The organism is Thiomonas sp. TH-17 (genome assembly GCF_057473305.1).
On record NZ_JBYCKI010000022.1, the window covers coordinates 1 to 21,553 of the forward strand.

Here is a 21,553-nt window from a genome sequence, read left to right on the forward strand (position 1 = left end):
GCGCTTCGCGCTCGCTGCCCCCCGAGGGGGCGCCGCCCGCCTTGAGGCGGCTCTGCGCCGGGCGGGAAGCCACCCGCACCGACAGATCGCCTTCGGCCACGCGCTGCGCGACAGAGACGGCTTCGCTCAAGGGACGGGTGATGGAGCGGGTGATGAGCCAAGCGGCGGCGACGGCCAGCAGCAGAGCGAGTGCAGCCAGGCCGATGCTGGCATTGCGGGCAGCGACGAAATCGGACTCGCTCTGGGCGTAAAGCGCATCGGTCTGACCCCGCAACATCGTCTCGATGGCCGCGGTTTCCTGGCGAACCTCGCGTACCACGATCAAGCCGGATTTGAGGTAGTCGGCCGCAGCGGTGCCGAAGTTGCTTTGCTGCATTTCAGGAATGGCGGTCTGTTGCGCCTTGCGTCCTTTTTCGATGGTGGCGCGCAGGCTGTCGAGCCGGGCCTGCAGTTGCGGGGTGGGCTGCAGAGATTCCAAAGTCTTGAACGCCGCTTCGGTGGCTGCGCGCTGCTCAGTGATCACCGAAAGATCGGCATCGCTGAACTGCTGCGCCAGCAGGCTGCGCAGCATGACGCGTGTGGTGTTCTGGTTGCTGTTGGCGATGGTGGTGACGGCACGCTCTTTGGCGAGACGGTTCTTCACCACGAGCTGCATATGGCCCTGAATGCGGGAGGCTTCGTACAGCCCGAACGCCGCGTTGACGAGCAGAAGAACGATGAGCAGGCCGAAGGCGAGACTGAGGCGGGAGCCGATGCGAAGGTTGTTGAACATGGAGGACTCTGTGTGCGGTGTTGAAGGCGGTTCAGTTGCTCAGTGCCGGGGCCTGGCGGCCCTGTGCGCTGCGGCTGGCGCGGCTGATCAGGGGCGCGGCGTCGAGAATGAGGGCCACTTCGCCGTTGCCCAGAATGGTCGAGCCGCTGATGCCTTGCAGGTGGGCGAACAGCGCGCCCAGCGGCTTGATGACGGTCTGATATTCGCCAAGCAGGGCATCGACGACGATGCCGGCACGGTGCCCGGCGATTTGCGCGACCACCACATTGCTGCGGCTGTTCGGCGATTCAGCAGCAGAGTCCACCAAACCGAGCTGTTCGCGCAGATGCAATAGGGGCAGCACTTCGCCGCGCAGGTTGATATAGCCTTGCTGCGGCTGGGTGGGTGCAAACTCCATGCACTCGATCACAGCGTCGAGCGGCAGCACGAAGGTGCGCCCGGCGGCCTGCACCAGAAAGCCGTCGATGATGGCGAGCGTCAAGGGCAGGCGCAGGTGCATCTGCGTGCCTTGGCCCGCAGTGCTCTGGATGTCGATGCTGCCGCGAATGGCTTCGATATTGCGTTTGACCACGTCCATGCCCACGCCGCGGCCCGACAGATCGGTGACGGCGTCGGCGGTGGAGAAGCCGGGCTCGAAAATCAGCGCCCACACCTCGGCGTCGGGCAGGGCGGCGGCGGCCTCAGTCGAAATCAGCCCGCGCTCGATGGCCTTGGCGAGAATGCGCTCGCGGTTCAGCCCGCCGCCGTCGTCTGAGACGGTGATGAGAATGCTGCCCGAGTCGTGTCGGGCGGCCAGTTTGAGCGTGCCCTGGGCGGGTTTGCCGCGTGCGGTGCGCACTTCGGGCGACTCGATGCCGTGATCCATCGAGTTGCGCACCAGGTGCATCAGCGGGTCGGCGATGCGCTCGACCAGAGTCTTGTCCATCTCGGTATCGGCGCCCTCGATGACCAGGGCGATGTCTTTGCCGAGCTCGCGCGACACGTCGCGTACCACGCGCTGGAAGCGGGCGAAGGTTTCGCCGATTTCGACCATGCGCAGCTTCAGCGCCCGTTCGCGGATGTCCTCCACCAGACGGGTGACTTGGGCTGCGGCTTCGAGCTGTGTGGCGTTCTGCGCATGCAGCGCATTGCCGGCGCTGGCGATGACGAGTTCGCCCACCAGGTTGATCAGGGCATCGAGCTTGTCGGCGGCCACGCGCAGCATCTGGTTGTCGCGGCTGCGTTTCTCTTTGATCTGCTTCTGTTTGTCGAGCGCGGCCTGCACGATGGGCTGGTGCGTGGCCCCTTCGCGCACCAGAATTTCGCCCAAGGGGGCGGCGGGTACGCCGGTGGCCTGCGCGTCGTGTTGCGCGCTGAGCGCGTCGCTCAATTCCTTCTGCGTGAGCGTGCCGATCTGCACCAGAATGTCGCCCAGCCGCAAATCGTCTTCGGGCAGACTGCGAATGAGCTGCACATAGTCGGCAATGCGGCTGTGCGCGGGCAGGATGCGGATGGTGCTGTCTTCCTGCACGAACTCGAACACCGCAGCGATGTCTTCCTTGCTGGCCTCGCTCTTGAAGTTGATCTCGAAGCCGAGATAGCTGGTCTCGGCGTCCATCGCGTCGAGCGGGGGCAGGGCGTCGGTCAGCGTCACGAGGCCGACGATCTCGCCCAGCCCGCGCAGATAGCGGATGAAGGCCAACGGGTCCATGCCGTTGCGCAGACTGTCGGCACCGAAGCGCAGCGAGAGGTGCCACGACGGCGTCAGCGCCGATCCGTGCGCGACCACGGTGACGGGAACGGCTTCTTCCGAGGCGGAGCCTCGTGCGAGGGGGCTTTGATGGGCCACGACCAGCGCACCGCCTGCGGGCTGCTGCGCGACCTGCAGCCGGGCGACCAGCGCCTGTTCTTCCGGGGTGTCGGCGATGCAGGCGCCTTGGCTGTCGATCTGGTCGATCAGTTGCGCGAGATGATCGCGCCCCTGCAGCAGCAAGGCCACCAGCTCGGGGGTGACGGCGAGTTTGCCAGCACGCATCTGGTCGAGCACGCTCTCCAGGTGATGGGTGAAGCGCACGATGCCGTCGAGGCCGAACAGCCCGGCCGAGCCCTTGATGGTGTGGGCCGCGCGGAACAGGGCGTTGATGCGCTCGCCATCGTCCTGCACCTCCGGGTTGCCCTGGGGCTGGTCGAGTTCCATCAGGCCTCGTTCCATGCCTTCGAGCAGTTCCTGCGCCTCGACGATGAAGGAGCGCATGGCCTGCTGCATCTGTTGTTCGAAACTCATGCGTGCTCCTTGGGGGGCGTGGTGTGGCCGAACTCGACCACCGGGTCGCCGAAATAGGCCAGCAGACCGCAGAGTTCGAGCGCGTCGATGACGGCGGGGCTGTGCCCGCTGAGCTTGAGGCTGTGCTCCAGATTGCTGGCTTGCTGCTTGGCGGCCAGCAGAATTTGCACGCCGGAGGCGTCGATCTCGTCGACCGCGGCCAACTGCAGTTCGACCAGGGGATGCTGGCCGATCAGTTCGGCCAGCCGGGTGCGCACCTCGGCGGCGGCATAGATGTCGAGCGCGCCTTGCAGCGTCACGCTGCAGGCCGGGCCGGCTTGATGGGGGATGATGTCCACGGCGTCTCCTCTGGCGGGGTTCAGGGTGCGATGAGTTTGGATACGGCGGCCAGCATCTGCGCCGGCTGGAAGGGCTTGACCACCCAGGCGCGCGCGCCGGCGGCCTGGCCTTGCGCCTTCATGTCATCCTGGCTTTCGGTGGTGAGCATGATGATGGGCGTGAACTTGTAGTCGGCCTTCTGCTTGATCTCTTTCACCAGGGTGATGCCGTCCATATTGGGCATGTTCACGTCGCTGATGATGAGGTGGATCTTGCGACCGTCGAGCTTGGTCAGTGCGTCCACGCCATCAACGGCTTCAATGACTTCGTAGCCCGCGCTGGCAAGGGCGATGTTGACCACCTGACGCAGTGAGGCGGAGTCGTCGACGATGAGAATGGTTTTGGCCATGGCAATGTGCTTTTGAATGAGGGGATCGAAAGAAGGGTTTGCTGGATTCAGAAAAAGGTGATGTCGCCGCCGTCTTGTGCGTCCACCGTGGACTGGCCGCCGTGGTTGAGGCGCTGCTCTTGCGTGGTGTAGCCGTTGGCGATGCGCTGCATGAAGGCGGGGGCGTCGAGCGCGACTTCGGGGTTGCTGGCGCGGCGCGACTGATAGCTCTGCAGTTCGACCACCAGCGCGTCGAGGCTGTCGCGGCTGTGGGTGAGAATCTGGCTGACCCGGTCCTGGAACTGCAGCGACACCAGCACATCGCCGATCTCTTCGCGGATGCCGCTGCTTTCACGCTGCAGCAGGTCGGACGAATCAGACAGCCCCGTGGCCACATCGCGCAGGCGGGCGAGCACCTGATCGATGGACGATTCGGATTGGGTGAGGAACTGCTGCTCCTCGGTTTGCGACTGCCCGGCCGAGCGGGTGAGCGTCTGGATGGCGCCGGTGATGATCTTCACCTGCTCGCCCATCTTGCGCCCGGTATCGCGCGATTGGGCCGAGAGCTTGCGCACTTCGTCGGCCACCACCGCGAAGCCGCGGCCGTTTTCGCCAGCCCGCGCGGCTTCAATGGCCGCATTGAGCGCGAGCAGATTGGTCTTGGCGGCGAGCGCGGCCACCTCCGCTGCCATCTTCTCCAGCGCCTCGGTGTAGCGCGACATGCCCAGCACTTCGCTGACCATGGCGGCGCGCTTGTCCAGCGCGGTGCGCAACTGCTCGAGCACGGCGCCGAGTTCGCCTTCGCTGCGGCGGAATACCGCCACCACGCCTTCGCCGCCATCCATGCCGGCGGCGGCGTGTTGCGACGCCTTCACGGCGCTTTCCAGGCGGCTGTGCAGGCTGGAGAAACGCTGACTCAAGGCCAGAATGGCGGTCTCCATCTGCGCGCGTCCGGCGTCGATCTGTTGGCCGAGCACGGGCAAGGCCTGAGTGCAGAGGGCGTCGATCTGCTGCGCGGCATCGCTGTTCTGCAGGGCGGGAGGGGAGGTCGTGGCGTCTTGGGTCATGGCGGAGTCAACGCGGGTGGCGGGGAGCTTGGGTTGCAGGGAGGTTCAATGGGGCTGCGCGGCCAGTTGCCGCACCAGGGTTTCGAGCCGATCGATGTCGGAGCTTTTGTCGAAGAAATAGTCGGCGCCTCCATCGAGGCCGCGGGCGCGGTGCTGCGAGTTGGCGTGCTGGGTGAACATCGCCACGCAGATATCGCCCCGGCTAGCCTTGATGCGCTGCAAGACTTGCAGCCCGCTCTCGCCGGGCATTTCGATGTCGAGCACGATGAAGCGCACGGCGCCTGCGGTGTCTTGCCGCAACAGCTCCATCGCCTGCTGCCCGCAATCGGCCTGCAGCACGGCTTGCACCCCGTCAATGCCGCAGAGCAGGCCGGCCAGGCGCTCGCGCACCATTGCAGAATCGTCGACCACCATCAGTTGCATGACTCAGCTTTCAGAGAATTCAGAATGTGTGGGGGCATTGTTGGCCTGCGGTCGCGTGGCGAACATCGGCCGCGAGCGGTTTGAAGACTGAGACAAGGGCGCGTTGATCTGTCGGAAATTTCTGACCCGGGCGGCGTTGTTCATGCCAATTCATGGTCGAGGACGTAGCGCACCAGATCGGCGTCGCGCTCGAGGCGCATCTTCTGCATCAGGCGGGTCTTGTGCGCGCTGACGGTCTTGACGCTCAGGTGCAGTTCCTGCGCCACTTCGCCCACGGTGCGCCCGGCACCGACACGCCGCAGCACCTGCAGCTCGCGGTCGCTCAGGGTTTGATGTGCGGGGGCATCGGCGGCGGCGCCGTCTTGGAAGTGATGCGCCAACTGCTCGGCGACGGTGGCGGTGAGGTAGCGCTTGCCTTGGGTGGCCGCGCGGATGGCGTCGAGCAATACATCGGGCGCGCTGTCTTTGGTGAGATAGCCGGCCGCGCCGCCGCGCAGTGCGCGCAGGGCGAACAACTGCTCGGCATGCATGCTGAGCATGAGCACGGGCAGGCGGGGGTGCGTGGCCTTGATGCGCTTGAGCAGATCGAGGCCGTCGCCGCCGGGCAGAGACACGTCGAGCAGCACGACCTGCCAGGCGGCTTCGCGCAGGGCGTCTAGCGCTGCGGCGGTGTCGCCGCACCAGTGCGGCTGCAGCCCCTCGGCTTCGAGCATGCGCACGAGCCCGGCGCCCACGAGGGCGTGGTCGTCAACGATGAGCACGCGGGCGGCGTCCATTTGTGGCCTCGCCTCAGGCGGAGATGGGTTTGCCGGAAGCCGGCGCGTCGGCAGATGTGCCGCGTTCGCCGCAGGGCACGCGCAGGCGCAGGGTGGTGCCGTGGTTGGGCACGCTGGCGCAATCGAGCGTGCCGCCGAGCAGATGGGCGCGCTCGCGCATGCCGCGCAAACCAAAGGAGTTTTCGCTGGTCTGCGTGGCCGGAGTGAAGCCCAGCCCGTCATCGACGATGTCGAGCGCGATCAGCCCGGGTGTGCGGGCCAGGGTGAGCCGAACGGATTTGGCCTGCGCGTGGCGGGCGATATTGGTGAAGGCTTCCTGCGCGATGCGGAAGATCTGGATGGCGGTGAGGTCGTCGAGCTCTCCGGCGCTCTCGATCTGGTGCGACACCGGAATGTCATAGCGCTGGCTGAACTCCTCGGCCAGCCAGTGCAGGCCGTCGCTCAGCCCGAGATCGAGCACGGCGGGCCTGAGCTGGGCCGCCACGCGACGGCCGGCGGCGGTGGCGGCGTCCACCAGATGGGTCATGCTGTTGAGCTGGACGTCGTCGGGCCCGAGGCGTCGGCGCAGCAGGCTGATGTCCATTTTCAGCGCGGTGAGCAACTGGCCGAGCTCGTCGTGCATGTCGCGGGCGAGGCGTGCGCGTTCCTGCTCGCGGGCGCGCTCCATGTGCGCGGCCATGTCGCGCAGATCAGACTCGCGGCGGCGGGCATGGCTGATGTTGATCATGATGCCGTTCCACTGCACTTGAGCAGTGCCAAGTTGCTTCACCGCGGCGCGGATGTTGATCCACTTGATCTCGCCCTCGGTGAGGATGCGGCCTTCCCAGTTCCACGGTTCGCCGTGCAGGGCGCTGGCCTGCAGCGAGGCGTGGAAATCGGCCTGGTCGGCGGCATGAATCCGCCCGACGAAGGTCGTGCTCGACCGCAGCAGCGCCTGCGCGCTCAGGCCGCAGACCATTTGCGCCGATTCACTGGCCTGGGTGAATTGCAACTGCCCGGCGCGCTGGCTGAGCTGGAACACCAGACCGAAGCCGGAGAGCGGATGCGCGGCCCAGGGCGTATCGCCTATAGACAGGTCTTGAACTGGCGGAGGAGGGGTTTGGAACGGGGGCACGGAGGGCAGCCAGGAGTGGAATTTACATTCCACTTAACGGCGCGCCCTCAGAAAACTTGAATTCTCAGCGGTTCGAGACAGTCGTAAATCTGCCGTTGGGGCATGGAGCGCAGCCAGGTGAGCTGGCGTTTGGCGAGTTGGCGCGTGGCGGCGATGGCCTGCTCGCGGAACTGCTCGGCGCTGATGTCGCCATCCAGATAATGCCAGGCTTGGCGGTAGCCCACGGCGCGGATCGAGGGCAGCGCGGGGCTGAGGTCGCCGCGCTGGCGTAGCGCGCGCACTTCGTCAAGAAAACCGGAGGCCAGCATCTGCTCGAAGCGTTGGGCGATGCGCGCGTGCAGCACGCTGCGGTCGGAGGGTTCCAGCGAGAGGATGCGCAGGGGCAAGGGGTCGTCATCCGCGCGCCCGGCGGCCAGATGCGCGGAGAGGGGCCGACCGCTGAGTTGCCACACTTCCAGCGCGCGCTGGACGCGCTGGGCGTCGCCCGGCGCAAGGCGGGCGGCAGTGACCGGATCGACTTCGGCCAGCCGGGCGTGCAGCGCGGGCCAGCCGAGGCGGGCGGCCTCGGCGTCGAGTTCGGCGCGCACGGCTGGGTCGGCCTGCGGCAGTTCGGACAGGCCGGACTGCAGTGCCTTGAGGTAGAGCAGGGTTCCGCCGACGATCAAAGGCTGGGCGCCGCGCTGGCGGATTTCCTGGATCAGCCGACGCGCATCCGCAGCGAATTGCGCCGCGCTGTAGCTTTGCGCCGGGTCGAGGATGTCGAGCAGGTGGTGCACGGCCTGGGTGCGCTCCTCAAGACCGGGCTTGGCGGTGCCGATGTCCATGCCGCGATAGACCAGCGCCGAGTCCATGCTGATGAGTTCCACGGTTTCGCCGTGCTGCCGGGCCTGCTGGACGAGTTGCAGGGCCGCGGCGGTCTTGCCGCTGGCGGTCGGACCGACGAGGCAGAGAACGGGCTGGGTAGTTTGCTGCGTCACGGCTTGTGTTGCGGCTTCAGCGACCACGCAGGAACAGGGCGTCGAGGTCGGCCAGGTCGATCTGCCGCCAGGTGGGGCGGCCGTGGTTGCACTGGTCGGCGCGTTCGGTGCGCTCCATATCGCGCAGCAACGCGTTCATTTCTGCGAGCGTGAGCTGGCGGTTGGCGCGCACCGCGCCGTGGCAGGCCATGCTGGAGAGCAGGGCGTTGCGCCGCTCCTGAAGGCGGCTGCTGGTACCTTGCGAAATGAGATCGGCCAGCAAGCCGCGAGCCAGGCGAATGGGGTCGGCGTGCGCCAGCAGCGTGGGCGTGGCGCGCACCACCAGGCTGCTGGGGCCGGCCCGGTCGAGCTCGACGCCGAGCGAGCGCAGGGCATCGGCATGATCTTCCGCCGCGCCCATTTCGGCATCGCTCGCGGCGAACGCGGCCGGGATCAGCAAGGGTTGCACGGCCACCGGCGCATCGGCCTGTTGCGCAGCTTTCAGCCGTTCGTACACGATGCGCTCGTGCGCCGCGTGCATGTCCACGATCACCAGCCCGTGGCGGTTCTGCGCAAGGATGTAGATGCCCAGAAGCTGCGCCAGGGCGAAGCCGAGGGGAAAGTCGTCAGGCTGCGCGGCGGCCAGGTCGGTGGCTTGCGCATAGGGGCGCGGTGCGGCGCTGTCGCGCGCCTGCACGGGCGGAGCGTCCGCAGTCGTCAAGGGGGAATAGGCGCGCGCGAGAGCATCCCAGGGGATCGGGCTAGGGCTCGACCTCGCCATGCCGAAGGGAAGCGCGGCCGTCGCGGGCAGGGCGGAGGATGACGGTCTTTCCCACGCGGCGGGCGGTGTGGCGGGATGCGAAGAAGACGCTTCACCGACCACCCGGGCGAGCACCTGCTCGACGGCATGGCGCACGGCCTGATGCACGGCGGAGCTGTCGCGGAACCGGACTTCCGATTTGGCCGGATGCACATTCACATCGACCAGATCAGACGGCAGATCGAGCAGCAGGGCGTACTGCGGCTGCAAGGCGCCGTGCAGCACATCGGCGTAGGCGGCGCGCACGCCGTGGGCCACGGTGCGGTCGCGTACCCAGCGGTTGTTGACAATGATGTGATGGACATCGGCACGGGCGCGCGCCGCGGTGGGCTTGCAGATCAGCCCGCGTACGGCGAGCGGGCCGATCTGGGCGGAGACGAGCAGGGCGTGCGCGCTGAAGGATTCTCCCAGCACGGCGGCGAGGCGGTCGAGCCCGTGCGGCGAAGGGTCGCGCTCGAATTGCAGCTTGAGCTGCCCGTCATGCCAAAGCCGCAGGGCGATCTGGGGATGGGCGATGGCGGCGCGCTTGAACACGTCGGCGCACCAGGCATATTCGGTCTGTGGCGACTTGAGAAACTTGCGGCGCGCCGGCAGGTTGAAAAACAACTGCCGCAAGGTCACGCGGGTGCCCTGCTGCGCCGCTGTGGGTTGCACCGCGGCGACCTGGCCTGCGCTGGCGTGAATGCGCGCGCCATCGGCTCCGGCGCGGCGGCTGATGATCTCGATTTCGGCCACGGCGGCCATGGCCGCGAGCGCTTCGCCGCGAAAACCCAGATGCGCGGCGTGGTGCAATTCGTCGAGATCGGTGATCTTGCTGGTGGCGTGGCGAAGTAGCGCCAGCGGCAGCTCTTCTGCCGGAATGCCGCAACCATCGTCTTCGACCTGCACGCTGCCCAGCCCGCCCTGTTCGAGGCGCACGGTGAGGGCGCTGGCGCCCGAATCGATGGCGTTGTCGAGCAGTTCGCGCAAGGCCGAAGCCGGGCGCTCGATGACTTCGCCGGCGGCAATCTGGCTGATGAGCACGTCCGGCAGCGGACGAATCGGGCGTTGGGGTTGCAGCAAGGCAGGGATACTGTAAGGACGCGAGGCCGCAGCATGGCGGCGGCCGTCCCCTCGTTGAGGGGCCTGGAGGCAGGAGAAACGACAAGTCAGGTCAGTATACTTTTCGGGCTGTCCGCAACCCGGGGTGCTCAGTCCCGGCTCAGTCTTCTGGCGCAGCATCTGCGTCTTCGGCCTTTCAAAGGCTCTCTTCCGGCTTTCAGCCCAAACCGCATGGATCCCCACGCTCTCATCGACCTCATTCTGCACTTCGACGTGCATCTGGCGCAGTTCATCGCGGCGTATGGCCCCTGGGTGTACGGGCTGCTCTTCGGCATCGTGTTCGTCGAAACCGGGCTGGTCATCATGCCGTTTCTGCCTGGCGATTCCATGCTGTTCGTGGTGGGCGCGTTTGCGGCCACCGGGGCGCTCAGCCTGCCGGGCGTGATGGCCGTGCTCTGGCTCGGCGCCGTGCTGGGCGATAGCCTCAATTACCAGATCGGCAAGGCCATCGGCCATAAGGTTTTTTCGTGGCCGGACTCACGCTGGTTCAACCGTCGCGCCTTCGACAAGGCGCATGCCTTTTACGAGAAATATGGCGGCATCACCATCGTGGCCGCGCGGTTCATGCCCTTCATTCGTACCTTCGCCCCGTTTGTGGCGGGCGTGGCCGAGATGTCGTATGGCAAGTTTCTGGCCTACAACATGCTGGGCGCCACGCTCTGGGTGGGGCTGCTGGTCATGGCGGGTTATCTGTTCGGCAATATTCCGTGGATCAAGCACAACTTGGGTGTCATGACCATCGCCATCATCGTGCTGTCGTTGCTTCCCGCGGTGTGGGGCTGGTGGAAATCACGTCGGCAGGTGTCGGCGGTCTGACGGACACGACTACTTGCCGGACTTTCCGGTAGCGCGTGCTGAGAGCTTCATTGCAGCTTGCCGCGCAGCAGTCCGACAGCGAGCCCCTCGATGGCGAAGGACTGACTGGCATCGACGCGGATGGGTGCGAACTCGGGGTTGGCCGGTAGAAGCTCGATGTGATCGGCCTGCAGGCGCAGGCGCTTGACCGTGACCTCATCGCCGATGCGGGCCACCACGATCTGCCCGCTCTGCGCGGTCTGGCTGCTTTTGACGGCCAGCATGTCGCCGTCGAGAATGCCGGCATCGCGCATGCTCATGCCGCGAACCTTGAGCAGATAGTCGGGGCGCACGGAGAAGGCGCCTGGGTCGACGTTGAGCGTCTGCTCGATATGCTCTTGCGCGAGGATGGGATGCCCGGCAGCGACGCGGCCGACCAGCGGCAGGCAGAGCTGTTCGGCGCCGGGCAGCGCGAGTTGCAGCCCATGAGATAGGTCCGCACGCAACCCATTTGCACGCAAGCCCATGGCGCCCGACGTTTTGCCGGACGTTGTCCCCGAGGACGAGGCGCGCTGCGATTCGGTGATGCGAATGCCGCGCGACGCCCCGGGCGTCAGTTCAATGACACCCTTGCGCGCGAGCGCCTGCAAGTGATCTTCTGCCGCATTGGCCGAGCGGAATCCCAGCCGCGCCGCAATTTCGGCCCGGGTGGGCGGGTAGCCCAGTTCGCGCACGGAGGCGGTGATGAGATCGAGAATTTCCTGCTGACGAGGGGTGAGTTTCGAGATGAGACGGCGCATGCGTGGGCTCCGGCAGTTGCACAATAAGTCAGTTTGATGGGCGAGACCGATGGACGAACTCGCCATGCGAGCCATGTCATCGTTTGCGCCATGAAGATACCCTGATCAGATTTCCAGCTTGATGATTTTCACAGCACTGTAAATCAAAACAGTCTTTCTGCAAAGAGATTCACACATGACCGATTCTTTTTCTCGCGCTGCCTTGCCGCAGGTTGTGGTGTTGGGAACGGGGGGCACGATCGCGGGCGCCGCGACGGGCGACCCCAGTCTGCCGGGTTACACCGCCGGGGTTTTGGGGGTCGACGCGCTGCTGCAAAGCGTGCCGGCGCTCGGCCGCCTGGCTCAAATCCACACCGAGCAGGTGGCCAATCTCGACAGCAAGGACATGACCTTCGCGGTCTGGACGCAGTTGGCCGAACGCGTGACCTACTGGCTGGCGCAGCCGCAAATTCAGGCCTGCGTCATCACCCACGGCACCGACACGCTGGAAGAAACCGCCTACTTTCTGCGCCTGGTGCTGGACACCGACAAGCCGGTGATCCTGACCGCTGCCATGCGTCCAGCCACCGCGCTGAACGCCGACGGCCCGCAGAATCTGCTCGACGCCGTGCGGGTGGCCGTGCATCCCGCGGCGCGGGGGCTGGGCGTGGTCTGTGTGCTGCACGGCGTGGTCCACGCCGCCCGCGATGTGACCAAGGCGAATACGCACGCGGTGGAAGCGTTTTCATCCGGAGAGCGCGGCCCGCTGGGTGAGGTTGACGGTGAGACCTTGCGGCTTTGGCGACAACCCGTGCCCGAGGCCGGAGCGCCATTTCCCCTACCTGCTGCGGGCGAGTGGCCGCGGGTGGAGTTGCTCACCAATGCGGCGGGTAGCGATAGTGCGCTGGTGTGCTGCCTGATTTCGAGCACTGCGCTTCAGCCCCGATTGGGCGGGATGGTCGTTGCCGGCACCGGGGGCGGCACGGTGCACCGCGAACTCGAAGCCGCGCTGCGCTGGGCCGAACAACAGGGCGTGCGGGTTCGAGTGGCGTCGCGCGTCGGCCCGGTACGCGGCGGCGCCGATGACGGCCTCAATGCGGTGAAGCTGCGGGTGCGGCTGCTGTTGGAACTAGCCGCCCAAAGCCCCGCTTCATGAACAATCTGCCTTGAAGTCTCAGGCGGAATGGGCGCTGGCTTGGGGCAACCAGATCTGCACCTGCAAACCGCTGGGCTCGGCATTGCTCAGCTCAAGCCGCCCGCCCATGGCGGTGATGGTTTTTTCCACGATGGAAAGGCCCAGGCCCGTGCCCTTGGCTGAGGTTCTTGCCGCGTCACCGCGGAAGAACGGGCGGGTGAGCTGCGCGAGGTGATCGGCCGGGACGCCCGGGCCGTGGTCGCGCACGGTGAGTTGCACATTGTCGATGCCCGACTGCAGGCTGATGTCGAGATCGGTGTGCACTTCACCCGGCGTCAAGGCATAACGCTTGGCGTTTTCCACCAGGTTGACCACGACGCGTTGCAGCTCCAGGGTGTTGGCGCGCACCGGCGGCACTGGCGGTGTCTGCAGGTGCAGCACCACGGTCTCGTCTTTCTGATAGCGATCGCGCACAAAGTCGACCAAGGCATTGAGATCCACCGTCTCGATCTTCGGCGTGGTGCTGCGCGCATATTCAAGAAATTTGCTGATGATGCGGTCGGCCTGCTCGATGTCTTCGACGATGTTTTCGCGCGCCTGCTCGTCGGGTACGCTCAGCTCAGCCTCCAGCCGCAGCCGGGCCAGTGGCGTGCGGATGTCGTGCGAAATGCCGGCGAGCATCAGCGCGCGCTCTTCTTCGACTTCCTGAAGACTGCGCGCCATGCGGTTGAAACCCCGGTTGACTTCGCGAATTTCGCGCATGCCTGACAGCTCGTCGAGCATCTGCGAGTAATTGCCGGCGCCCACTCGGGCCGTGGCCAGGCGCAGATCGCGCAGCGGCTTGTTGACAAAGCTGGCAATGACCGCCGCGCCAATGAGCGCCAACAGGGTGGCGATAACGCCCCAGCTTGCCCAGGTTTCACTCAGCGAGGGATCGATTCGGGAGCGGTCGAGCAGCAGCCAGTAGGGGTCGCCTTCGATCTCGAAGCCGATCCACAAGCCGGGGCGATCATTCACGACGTCGGCAAAATCGAGCTGTTCGTTCAGCCGCGTGTCCACCGCGACTTCAAGCCGCCGGGTGAATTCGGAATGATTCATGGGCGCCCACTGATCGCCCGGACTGCGCGGGTAGATGTAGATGCCTTCTTTTTTCGCCAGATCGTCGAGCAGCGAAACCCGGTATTGCGGGTCGGAGTGAATCAGCGCCAGGCGCGTGAGATCGATCAGGCTGGTGATTTGCCGCGAGGTCTGCTCGACCTGGGGGCCGAGTTCGAGCAGCCGAAAGCTCTGGAACCACGTCGCCAGGCTGGCGCTGACCAGCAAGACGATGAGCAGAAAGGTGCGCCAGTACAGGCGGCCGAACAGCGCGCTGATCCAGCGCGTCATACGGGAAAATGGACTGAAAGAGGAAGCCACAGAGGCGCCGACTGAGCCCGCAGCCCGCCCCGGTGTCTGGGCGGGCGGGGCAGGGCCTTTGTCCGGATCAGCCTTCGGCGTTGTCGGGGACGAAGACATAGCCCACGCCCCATACGGTCTGGATGTAGCGCGGATGCGCTGCGTCGGTTTCGATGATCTTGCGCAGGCGTGAAATGGCGACGTCAAGGCTGCGGTCGAAGGCTTCGTAGTCGCGGCCGCGGGCCAACTCGGCCAGCCGGTCGCGCGATAGCGGCTGGCGGGGATGGCGCACCAGCGCCTTGAGCATGGCGAATTCGCCCGTGGTCAGGCTGATGACTTCGCCGTTTTTGCTGAGTTCGCGCCGGGCCAGATCGAGGCTGAAGGGGCCGAACACCACGGTTTCGTCTTCGCGCGAGGGCGCGCCGGGCAGTTCCGGCGAAGGCTGGCGGCGCAGCACTGCGCTGATGCGGGCGAGGAGTTCGCGGGGGTTGAAGGGCTTGGGCAGGTAATCGTCAGCGCCGACTTCCAGGCCGATGATGCGATCCACGTCTTCGCCCTTGGCCGTCAGCATGATGATCGGGGTCTGGTCTTTGGAGGCGCGCAGACGCTTGCAGATGGACAGGCCGTCTTCGCCGGGGAGCATCAGGTCGAGCACGATCAGGTCGAAGCGCTCTTTCACCATGATGCGCGACATCGCCTTGGAGTCTTCGGCTACGAACACTTCATAGCCTTCTTGGGAGAGATAGCGACGCAGCAGGTCGCGGATGCGCGCGTCGTCATCGACGACCATCAGCTTCTTCGGTTTTTCGTGGTCCATAGAGGCGTCATTTCTGAATGAAAACAAGGCAGACCCGGCTGCCAACCTTCCTTGCAGCGATGTGTCAGCTTAAGGCTTGTTACACAGTTTACTGCGAGAGCAAGGTGATTCGGGTCGATTCGATTCGATAATTTCATTTGCAAACTTTGGATACGCCCTTGCCTGTGATCTTGCTTCCATCCTGGCGTCGATTACGCCTGACTTCCCTTCTCGGCGCCTGCCTTGTCGGCACGGTGGCCCAGGCGGGAGCGTCTGCTGCGTTGATGCCGCAGCGGCTGCGTCAGGTTGCCGGGCCTGTGGAGGCCAACCTGGCCGAAGGGGCGGGTGGCAGGGTGGCGGACGGCCGACTGGCTACGTCGCAGTTTCTCAGCCCGGCGGCCTCCACGCCCGTCAAGCCGCATGTGTTGAGCCTGCATGATCGGCAAATTTTGCGGCAGCAGATTCAGGGCACGGCTCAGGGGGCGCGCGCGCTGTCGCCCTCAGCCACGCACAAATCGCACCACTGATCCCTTCGAGTCGGTCAGTGATCGGTATGATGAGCCGATCCTTCTGAAACTCTGTTGATCGCCGTGGAAAATCAGCCTCGTCTCTGTTCTGTGCAATGCCTGCATCCCGGAGGTTTGCATCGTCTGGCCTATTGGGAATGGGGCGCGCCGGACCAGGACGATGTCGTCGTCTGCGTTCATGGCCTGACCCGACAGGGCCGCGATTTCGACGTGCTGGCGCAGGCGCTGCAATCCGGCCGCCGCGTGGTGTGCCCTGATCTGCCCGGCCGGGGCGAGTCGGACTGGCTGGCCAACCCAGCGCTGTATCAGGTGCCGCAATACCTTGCCGATCTTGTCACCCTGCTGGCGCGTCTGAAGGCGCGCCGGGTGTCCTGGGTGGGCACTTCGCTGGGCGGGCTCATTGGTATTGCTCTGGCCGGCATGGAGCACAGCCCCATTGCCCGTCTGGTGCTCAACGATGTGGGCCCATCGCTCGATCCGCGAGGGTTGATGCGCATCGCCAGCTATGTGGGGCGGCAAATGCGCTTCGACACCCCCGAACAGGCGGCCGATTCGCTGCGCGAAATTTCTCTGGGCTTCGGCCCGCACACGCCGGAGCAATGGATGGCGCTGACCCGTCCCATGCTGCGCCCGGACGGTGACGGCTGGCGCTTGCACTACGACCCCGCGCTTTCGCAGCCTTTCAGTGCCGCTGCGGCGCAGGCCATAGCCGCAGGCGAAGTCGCCCTTTGGCAGGCCTACGAGCAGATCGCAGCGCCGACTCTGGTCGTGAGAGGGGCGGATTCCGACATTCTCAATGCGCAGACGGCGCTGGCGATGACGCTGCGCGGCCCCAAGGCGCATCTGGTCGAGCTTGCTGGCGTGGGGCACGCGCCGACGCTGGTGCAACCCGACCAGGTGGGCATCGTGCGCGATTTTTTGCTGTCGTGAGCCCGAATCAGTCCGTCGCGGTGCGTAGCGCCGCCCAGGCGGAGCCCGCAGACCATCGGATCGACCAGGCGAGGGCCTACGCCCTGGCGCTGATCGATACCGTGGTGCTCGAAACCGGCGAGCACGCACTGGAGCATGCGGACGGCGTGAGCGCGATCCTGCGCGAAATCGGCGCCGACGCAGACGCCCAGGCCGCGGCCTACCTCAATCTGGTGGTGCCTCATCTGGCGCATCCGCAAGATCAGCTGAGCAAACACTTCGGCGTAGCACTGGCGGCTTTGTCGGTGGAAACGCGCAAGCTCGTCGAGGTTTCCCGCATGGCTCGGGGCGGGCCGGACGAGGCGGAATTGCGGCGTCGGCACACCGAACTAGTGCGGCGACTGCTGCTTGGCTTTTCGCGCGATCTGCGCGTCGCCCTGCTGCGTCTCGCGTCACGGCTGCAGTCCCTCAGATATTTCACCCGCACCAAGCGGGCCGCACCCGCGGCATTTCTGGCCGAAAGCATGGAGGTCTATGCGCCGCTGGCGAATCGTCTGGGCATCTGGCAGGTCAAATGGGAGATGGAAGACCTGTCTTTCCGTCTGATGCAGCCCGAGGTTTACAAAGACATCGCCCGCAAACTCGACGAGCGACGCGTCGAGCGTGAACAGGGCATCAGCACCGCCATCACCCTGCTGCAGAAGGAATTGCAGCGGCAACACATCGCCGCCGAGGTGGTTGGTCGGCCCAAACACATCTACAGCATCTGGCGCAAGATGCAAGGCAAGCATCTGCAGTTCGAGCAAGTGATGGACTTGCGGGCCTTGCGCATCATCGTCGGCGACGTCAGCGCCTGCTATGCCGCTTTGAGCGTGGTGCACGCCATGTGGGCCACGCTGCCCGACGAGTTCGACGACTATATCGCCAAGCCCAAGCCCAACGGTTATCAGTCGCTGCACACCGTGGTGCGAACCGACTCGGGGCAGATTTTTGAAATCCAGATTCGTACTGCCGCCATGCATGCGCACGCCGAGCAGGGTAGCGCGGCGCACTGGGCCTACAAAGAGGCTGGCGCCAGAGGTTATCAAGGGCAAACGCAGGCGGGCGACTACCAATCGCGCATCGCCCTGGCGCGCCAGCTGCTGGCACTGCAGCAGGAACTCGCTGATGGGGACTCGCCGCCATCGACGGGTCCCTCCGCTGACCGCGCCGCAGAGCCCGACGCGGAAGATCGCATCTTCGTACTGACTCCGCAGGCCCGCATTGTTGAGCTGGCCAGAGGCGCCACGCCAGTGGATTTCGCCTATGCGCTGCATACCGATCTGGGGCACCGCTGCCGAGGTGCGCGCGTCGACGGCGCGCTCATTCCGCTGACCACGCCGCTGCGCAGCGGACAGACGGTGGAGATCGTCGCGGCGAAAGAGGGCGGTCCATCGCGAGACTGGCTTAATGCCGAACTGGGCTATCTGCGCAGCCCTCGGGCGCGCGCCAAAGTGCGCGCCTGGTTCAATCAACTCGCCCAGGAGCAGACGATTGCCAAGGGTCGAGCGCAGGTCGAGCGCCTGCTGCAACGCGAGGGAAAGACCAGCTTCAACTTGCAGAGTCTGGCTGACGGATTGGGGTTTCGCACCGCCGATGAGCTGTTCGAGCGCGTCGGCAAAGATGAGTTTTCGCAGCGGCAGATCGAGGCTTACCTGCGCGCCGATCCCGCCACTTCGGCAGCGGACGAGTCTCTGGTTTTTCCCAGCGGCGGCGCAGCCCCCAAAAAGCAGGGCGGGCAGGTGCTGGTCGTGGGCATGGGCTCGCTGCTCACTCAGCTTGCGGCTTGCTGCAAACCGGCCCCGCCCGACGCCATCGGCGGGTTTGTCACGCGCGAGAAAGGTGTGACGGTTCACCGCGCCAGCTGCCAGAATTTTCGCAATATCGCGCGCCAGCATCCCGAGCGCGTCATAGCAGTGACCTGGGCGGGTCAAGATGATGCAAGCGCGCTCTATCCGATCGACCTGGAGGTCAGCGCGACTGATCGGCAAGGATTGCTGCGCGATATTTCCGATGTGCTGACGCAAGAGCGCATCAACGTCATCGCAGTGAGTACCCGCTCGGTAGGCGACCTGGCGCAGATGCGGTTCACCGTGCAGCTGGCCAATAGCGCCAAACTCAAACGCGCGCTCAAGCTCATTGCAGATGTGCCCGGCGTGCTGAAAGCTTCGAGAAAATAACTCGGTTATTGGGTACACAAGAGCCGTGCTATGATTGCGGGCTTCGTAGGCGGTTAGCTCAGATGGTTAGAGCGCTTGCTTGACATGCAAGAGGTCGTTGGTTCGATTCCAATACCGCCTACCAAATTCTTTCCAAGCTCCTCATAAACGCCATGCATCCTTTTCGAACTAGCTTGCAGACCCCTTGAGTTTCAGAGGTCCGCACGCCCGTGCATAGCGATGACAAGGTGCGGTCCATCCGCACCTTTTTATTTGAGCGAGACGCATCATGTTTCAAATCACCCTGCCAGACGGTTCCAAACGTGCTTTCGAAGCCCCGCTGACGGTTGCCGAACTGGCGCAATCGATAGGCGCCGGGCTGTTCAAGGCGGCTTTGGCCGGAAAAGTTGACGGCAAGCTGGTCGATACCAGCTACCGCCTTTCGCAAGATGCCGAGGTAGCCATCGTCACGGACAAGGATGCCGAGGGGGTGGAGGTGATTCGGCATTCGACCGCCCACCTTCTGGCCTACGCCGTCAAAGACCTGTATCCCGATGCGCAAGTGACCATCGGCCCGGTGATCGATCGCGGCTTCTACTACGACTTCGCCTACAAGCGGCCCTTCACGCCTGAAGATCTCGAAAAGATCGAGGCGCGCATGGCCGAACTTGCGCGCAAGGATGAGCCGGTGCACCGCAAAGTGCTGCCGCGTGACGAAGCGGTCGACTATTTCAAGTCGCTCGGCGAGCATTACAAAGCCGAAATCATCGCCAGCATTCCTGCGGGTGAGGACGTGTCGTTGTATTCCGAAGGGGCTTTCACCGATCTTTGCCGCGGCCCGCACGTGCCGTCGACTGGGCGGCTGAAGGTATTCAAGCTGATGAAGGTGGCAGGCGCCTATTGGCGCGGCGACCATCGCAACGCGCAATTGCAGCGGATTTACGGCACCGCCTGGGCCAAGAAAGAAGATCAGGACGCCTACCTGCACGCCTTGGCCGAGGCGGAAAAGCGCGACCACCGCAAGCTGGGCAAGGAACTCGACCTGTTCCATTTCCAGGAAGAGGCGCCGGGGCTGGCTTTCTGGCATCCCAAAGGCTGGGCGCTGTGGCAGGCTGTCGAGCAGTACATGAGGCAGGTCTATCGCGATAGCGGCTACCACGAAGTCAAGGGGCCACAGATTCTCGATGTGAGCTTGTGGAAGCGCTCTGGCCACTGGGATAACTACTCGGAGAACATGTTTTTCACTGAGTCCGAAAAGCGCCAGTTCGCGGTAAAGCCGATGAACTGCCCTGGTCATATCCAGATTTTCAATTCAGGTCTGCGCAGCTATCGCGATCTGCCCATCCGCTATGGCGAATTTGGCTCATGCCATCGTAACGAGCCCTCTGGCGCGCTGCACGGTCTGTTGCGCGTGCGCGGCTTCACGCAGGATGACGGCCATATTTTTTGCACCGAAGATCAAATCGAGGCCGAGGTAACGGCCTTTCACCAGCAGGCCATGCAGGTCTACACCGACTTCGGCTTCACCGAGATTGCACTGAAAATCGCCTTGCGCCCAGAAAAACGCATCGGCGAAGAAGCCGTTTGGGACAAAGCCGAGGCCGCGTTGCGCGCGGCCTTGCAGGCTTGCGGCGTGGCGTGGCAGGAGTTGCCGGGCGAGGGCGCGTTCTACGGCCCGAAAATTGAATACCACATGAAAGACTCAATCGGCCGCGCCTGGCAAGTGGGCACCATGCAGGTCGACTTCATGATGCCCGAGCGGCTGGATGCTGAGTATGTCGACGAGCATTCGCAGCGGGTGCGCCCGGTCATGCTGCACCGGGCGATTGTCGGCTCGATGGAGCGTTTCATCGGCGTGCTGATCGAGCACTATGCTGGCGCCATGCCGCTGTGGCTCGCACCGGTTCAGGCCGTCGTGATGAACATCACCGACGCCCAAGCCAATTACGCACGATCTGTTGCACAAGCGCTGACAAAACAAGGCTTTAGAGTCGAGTTGGATTTGCGCAACGAAAAAATCAACTATAAAATACGTGAGAATGCATTGAACAAAGTGCCTTACTTGCTTGTGGTCGGTGACCAAGAGCGAGACGCAGCAACTGTTGCGGTACGGGCACGCGGCAATGTCAACCTCGGGGTGCTGTCCCTGGAGGCGCTGACGCAAAAACTCTCCCAGGAAGTGCAGTCACGCGGATCAGCCCAGCAGTAAGAACTCTGTTGGGGCAGCACATTTGTCTAAATGAATTGAAAGGTTTGAGCCATCGCTACGTTCCAGAGCCGTAATACACCGGAAAAACGCGCGCATCGTCTGAATCGCGAAATCACGCTTCCCGAACTCCGCTTAGTCGGGCCTGAGGGCGAGGCGCTCGGAGTGGTTTCTCTCACCGAGGCGCTCAGACTCGCCGAGCAGCATGATGTGGACCTGGTGGAAATTGCGCCAACCGCATCGCCTCCGGTCTGTCGCTTGATGGATTACGGCAAGTTCAAATACGAAGAACAAAAAAAGAACCACGAAGCCCGGGCCAAGCAAAAGCAAATCCAGATCAAGGAAGTCAAATTCCGTCCGGCAACAGATGATGGCGATTACCAGATCAAGTTGCGTAACCTGCGTCGTTTTCTGGAAGAAGGTGATAAAGGCAAGGTGAGTCTGCGCTTCCGTGGGCGTGAAATTACCCACCAGGACATCGGCATGCGCGTGCTGGAGCGGGTGAAGGCCGATGTCGAAGATGTCGGCCAGGTTGAGCAGATGCCCAAGCTGGAAGGGCGCCAGATGATCATGGTCATCTCGCCGAAGAAGAAGAAATAAACAGCCTTTGCTGCGCTGGTTCAAATGGAGCTGGTGCAGCAAAGGCGAGAAGTGCGTTCCTGCTTTTTGGCGGTGAACAAACCTGTGGCGCAAGCTGCAGTCGCGTGTGTTTGGCTCAGATGGGCGAATGCCGCAAAACTCGTGTGCGTGGGCTTGAAAGTGTCTGGTTCATCGTCAGACCGCCTGCGGATATGTCATATTTAATGGAGCAATCA

At 64.3% G+C, this 21,553-nt stretch carries 21 protein-coding genes and 1 tRNA gene; 8 read left to right on the forward strand and 14 right to left on the reverse strand.

Features of this window, described 5'->3' with window-relative positions; all coding sequences use genetic code 11:
- The 11 genes from AC2VLV_RS01585 to mutL form a co-directional block, all read right to left on the reverse strand.
- Positions 1-772: MCP four helix bundle domain-containing protein (locus tag AC2VLV_RS01585; protein WP_486988338.1), on the reverse strand; the 772-nt coding region annotated here is incomplete at its 3' end.
- A gap of 31 nt (positions 773-803) precedes the next feature.
- A complete protein-coding gene (locus tag AC2VLV_RS01590; protein WP_486988339.1) occupies positions 804-3,035 on the reverse strand; it encodes a chemotaxis protein CheA in 2,232 nt (743 codons plus the stop codon).
- Positions 3,032-3,373: an STAS domain-containing protein gene (locus tag AC2VLV_RS01595; protein ID WP_486988340.1), complete on the reverse strand. Its 342-nt coding sequence runs from the start codon at positions 3,371-3,373 to the stop codon at positions 3,032-3,034. The genes AC2VLV_RS01590 and AC2VLV_RS01595 overlap by 4 nt, the downstream gene beginning before the upstream one ends.
- Before the next feature lie 20 nt (positions 3,374-3,393).
- Positions 3,394-3,762 carry a response regulator gene (locus AC2VLV_RS01600; protein WP_013105568.1) on the reverse strand — a complete coding sequence of 123 codons (369 nt, stop codon included), beginning with the start codon at positions 3,760-3,762 and terminating at the stop codon, positions 3,394-3,396.
- Positions 3,763-3,809: 47 nt separating this feature from the next.
- Entirely contained in the window at positions 3,810-4,808 is a 999-nt protein-coding gene (locus AC2VLV_RS01605; RefSeq protein WP_486988341.1) for a methyl-accepting chemotaxis protein, read from the reverse strand.
- A 45-nt stretch (positions 4,809-4,853) separates the two neighbouring features.
- On the reverse strand, positions 4,854-5,231 hold the full coding sequence (locus AC2VLV_RS01610) for a response regulator (RefSeq protein ID WP_486988342.1): 378 nt from the start codon (positions 5,229-5,231) through the stop codon (positions 4,854-4,856).
- A gap of 3 nt (positions 5,232-5,234) precedes the next feature.
- Positions 5,235-5,375: a hypothetical protein gene (locus AC2VLV_RS01615; protein ID WP_486988343.1), complete on the reverse strand. Its 141-nt coding sequence runs from the start codon at positions 5,373-5,375 to the stop codon at positions 5,235-5,237.
- Complete coding sequence (locus tag AC2VLV_RS01620; protein ID WP_486988344.1) at positions 5,372-6,007, reverse strand: response regulator; 636 nt, start codon at positions 6,005-6,007, stop codon at positions 5,372-5,374. The genes AC2VLV_RS01615 and AC2VLV_RS01620 overlap by 4 nt, the downstream gene beginning before the upstream one ends.
- A gap of 13 nt (positions 6,008-6,020) precedes the next feature.
- On the reverse strand, positions 6,021-7,121 hold the full coding sequence (locus AC2VLV_RS01625; protein ID WP_486988345.1) for a sensor histidine kinase: 1,101 nt from the start codon (positions 7,119-7,121) through the stop codon (positions 6,021-6,023).
- Between the two features lie 47 nt (positions 7,122-7,168).
- Positions 7,169-8,098: a tRNA (adenosine(37)-N6)-dimethylallyltransferase MiaA gene (gene miaA, locus AC2VLV_RS01630; protein ID WP_486988346.1), complete on the reverse strand. Its 930-nt coding sequence runs from the start codon at positions 8,096-8,098 to the stop codon at positions 7,169-7,171.
- Between the two features lie 16 nt (positions 8,099-8,114).
- Positions 8,115-9,959 carry a DNA mismatch repair endonuclease MutL gene (mutL, locus tag AC2VLV_RS01635; protein WP_486988347.1) on the reverse strand — a complete coding sequence of 615 codons (1,845 nt, stop codon included), beginning with the start codon at positions 9,957-9,959 and terminating at the stop codon, positions 8,115-8,117.
- A gap of 210 nt (positions 9,960-10,169) precedes the next feature.
- Here mutL and AC2VLV_RS01640 point away from each other — a divergent pair, with 210 nt between their 5' ends.
- The gene (locus AC2VLV_RS01640; RefSeq protein WP_486988348.1) at positions 10,170-10,814 is read left to right on the forward strand and encodes a DedA family protein; all 645 of its coding nucleotides are present in this window, start codon (positions 10,170-10,172) and stop codon (positions 10,812-10,814) included.
- 47 nt (positions 10,815-10,861) lie between these two features.
- Here AC2VLV_RS01640 and lexA read toward each other — a convergent pair whose 3' ends face one another.
- On the reverse strand, positions 10,862-11,581 hold the full coding sequence (gene lexA / locus AC2VLV_RS01645) for a transcriptional repressor LexA (RefSeq protein WP_486988354.1): 720 nt from the start codon (positions 11,579-11,581) through the stop codon (positions 10,862-10,864).
- A gap of 187 nt (positions 11,582-11,768) precedes the next feature.
- Between lexA and AC2VLV_RS01650 the strand changes: the two genes are divergently transcribed.
- Positions 11,769-12,728 (forward strand): asparaginase, encoded by a 960-nt coding sequence (locus AC2VLV_RS01650; RefSeq protein WP_486988349.1) that lies wholly within the window; start codon positions 11,769-11,771, stop codon positions 12,726-12,728.
- Between the two features lie 18 nt (positions 12,729-12,746).
- On the opposite strand, the gene AC2VLV_RS01655 is transcribed toward AC2VLV_RS01650, so the two are convergent.
- Positions 12,747-14,093 carry an ATP-binding protein gene (locus tag AC2VLV_RS01655; RefSeq protein ID WP_486988350.1) on the reverse strand — a complete coding sequence of 449 codons (1,347 nt, stop codon included), beginning with the start codon at positions 14,091-14,093 and terminating at the stop codon, positions 12,747-12,749.
- Between the two features lie 97 nt (positions 14,094-14,190).
- Positions 14,191-14,919: an osmolarity response regulator transcription factor OmpR gene (gene ompR, locus AC2VLV_RS01660; protein ID WP_013105699.1), complete on the reverse strand. Its 729-nt coding sequence runs from the start codon at positions 14,917-14,919 to the stop codon at positions 14,191-14,193.
- A 164-nt stretch (positions 14,920-15,083) separates the two neighbouring features.
- Between ompR and AC2VLV_RS01665 the strand changes: the two genes are divergently transcribed.
- The 6 genes from AC2VLV_RS01665 (at position 15,084) to infC (ending at position 21,338) form a co-directional block, all read left to right on the forward strand.
- A complete protein-coding gene (locus tag AC2VLV_RS01665; RefSeq protein ID WP_486988355.1) occupies positions 15,084-15,425 on the forward strand; it encodes a transglutaminase in 342 nt (113 codons plus the stop codon).
- Positions 15,426-15,488: 63 nt separating this feature from the next.
- Complete coding sequence (locus AC2VLV_RS01670) at positions 15,489-16,355, forward strand: alpha/beta fold hydrolase (protein ID WP_486988351.1); 867 nt, start codon at positions 15,489-15,491, stop codon at positions 16,353-16,355.
- Positions 16,352-18,553: a RelA/SpoT family protein gene (locus AC2VLV_RS01675; protein WP_486988352.1), complete on the forward strand. Its 2,202-nt coding sequence runs from the start codon at positions 16,352-16,354 to the stop codon at positions 18,551-18,553. Before AC2VLV_RS01670 ends, AC2VLV_RS01675 begins: the two co-directional genes overlap by 4 nt.
- Before the next feature lie 47 nt (positions 18,554-18,600).
- Positions 18,601-18,677, forward strand: a tRNA-Val gene (locus AC2VLV_RS01680).
- Positions 18,678-18,821: 144 nt separating this feature from the next.
- Complete coding sequence (thrS, locus tag AC2VLV_RS01685; protein ID WP_486988353.1) at positions 18,822-20,741, forward strand: threonine--tRNA ligase; 1,920 nt, start codon at positions 18,822-18,824, stop codon at positions 20,739-20,741.
- A 51-nt stretch (positions 20,742-20,792) separates the two neighbouring features.
- A complete protein-coding gene (gene infC / locus AC2VLV_RS01690; protein WP_486988356.1) occupies positions 20,793-21,338 on the forward strand; it encodes a translation initiation factor IF-3 in 546 nt (181 codons plus the stop codon).
- Positions 21,339-21,553 lie beyond the last annotated feature (215 nt).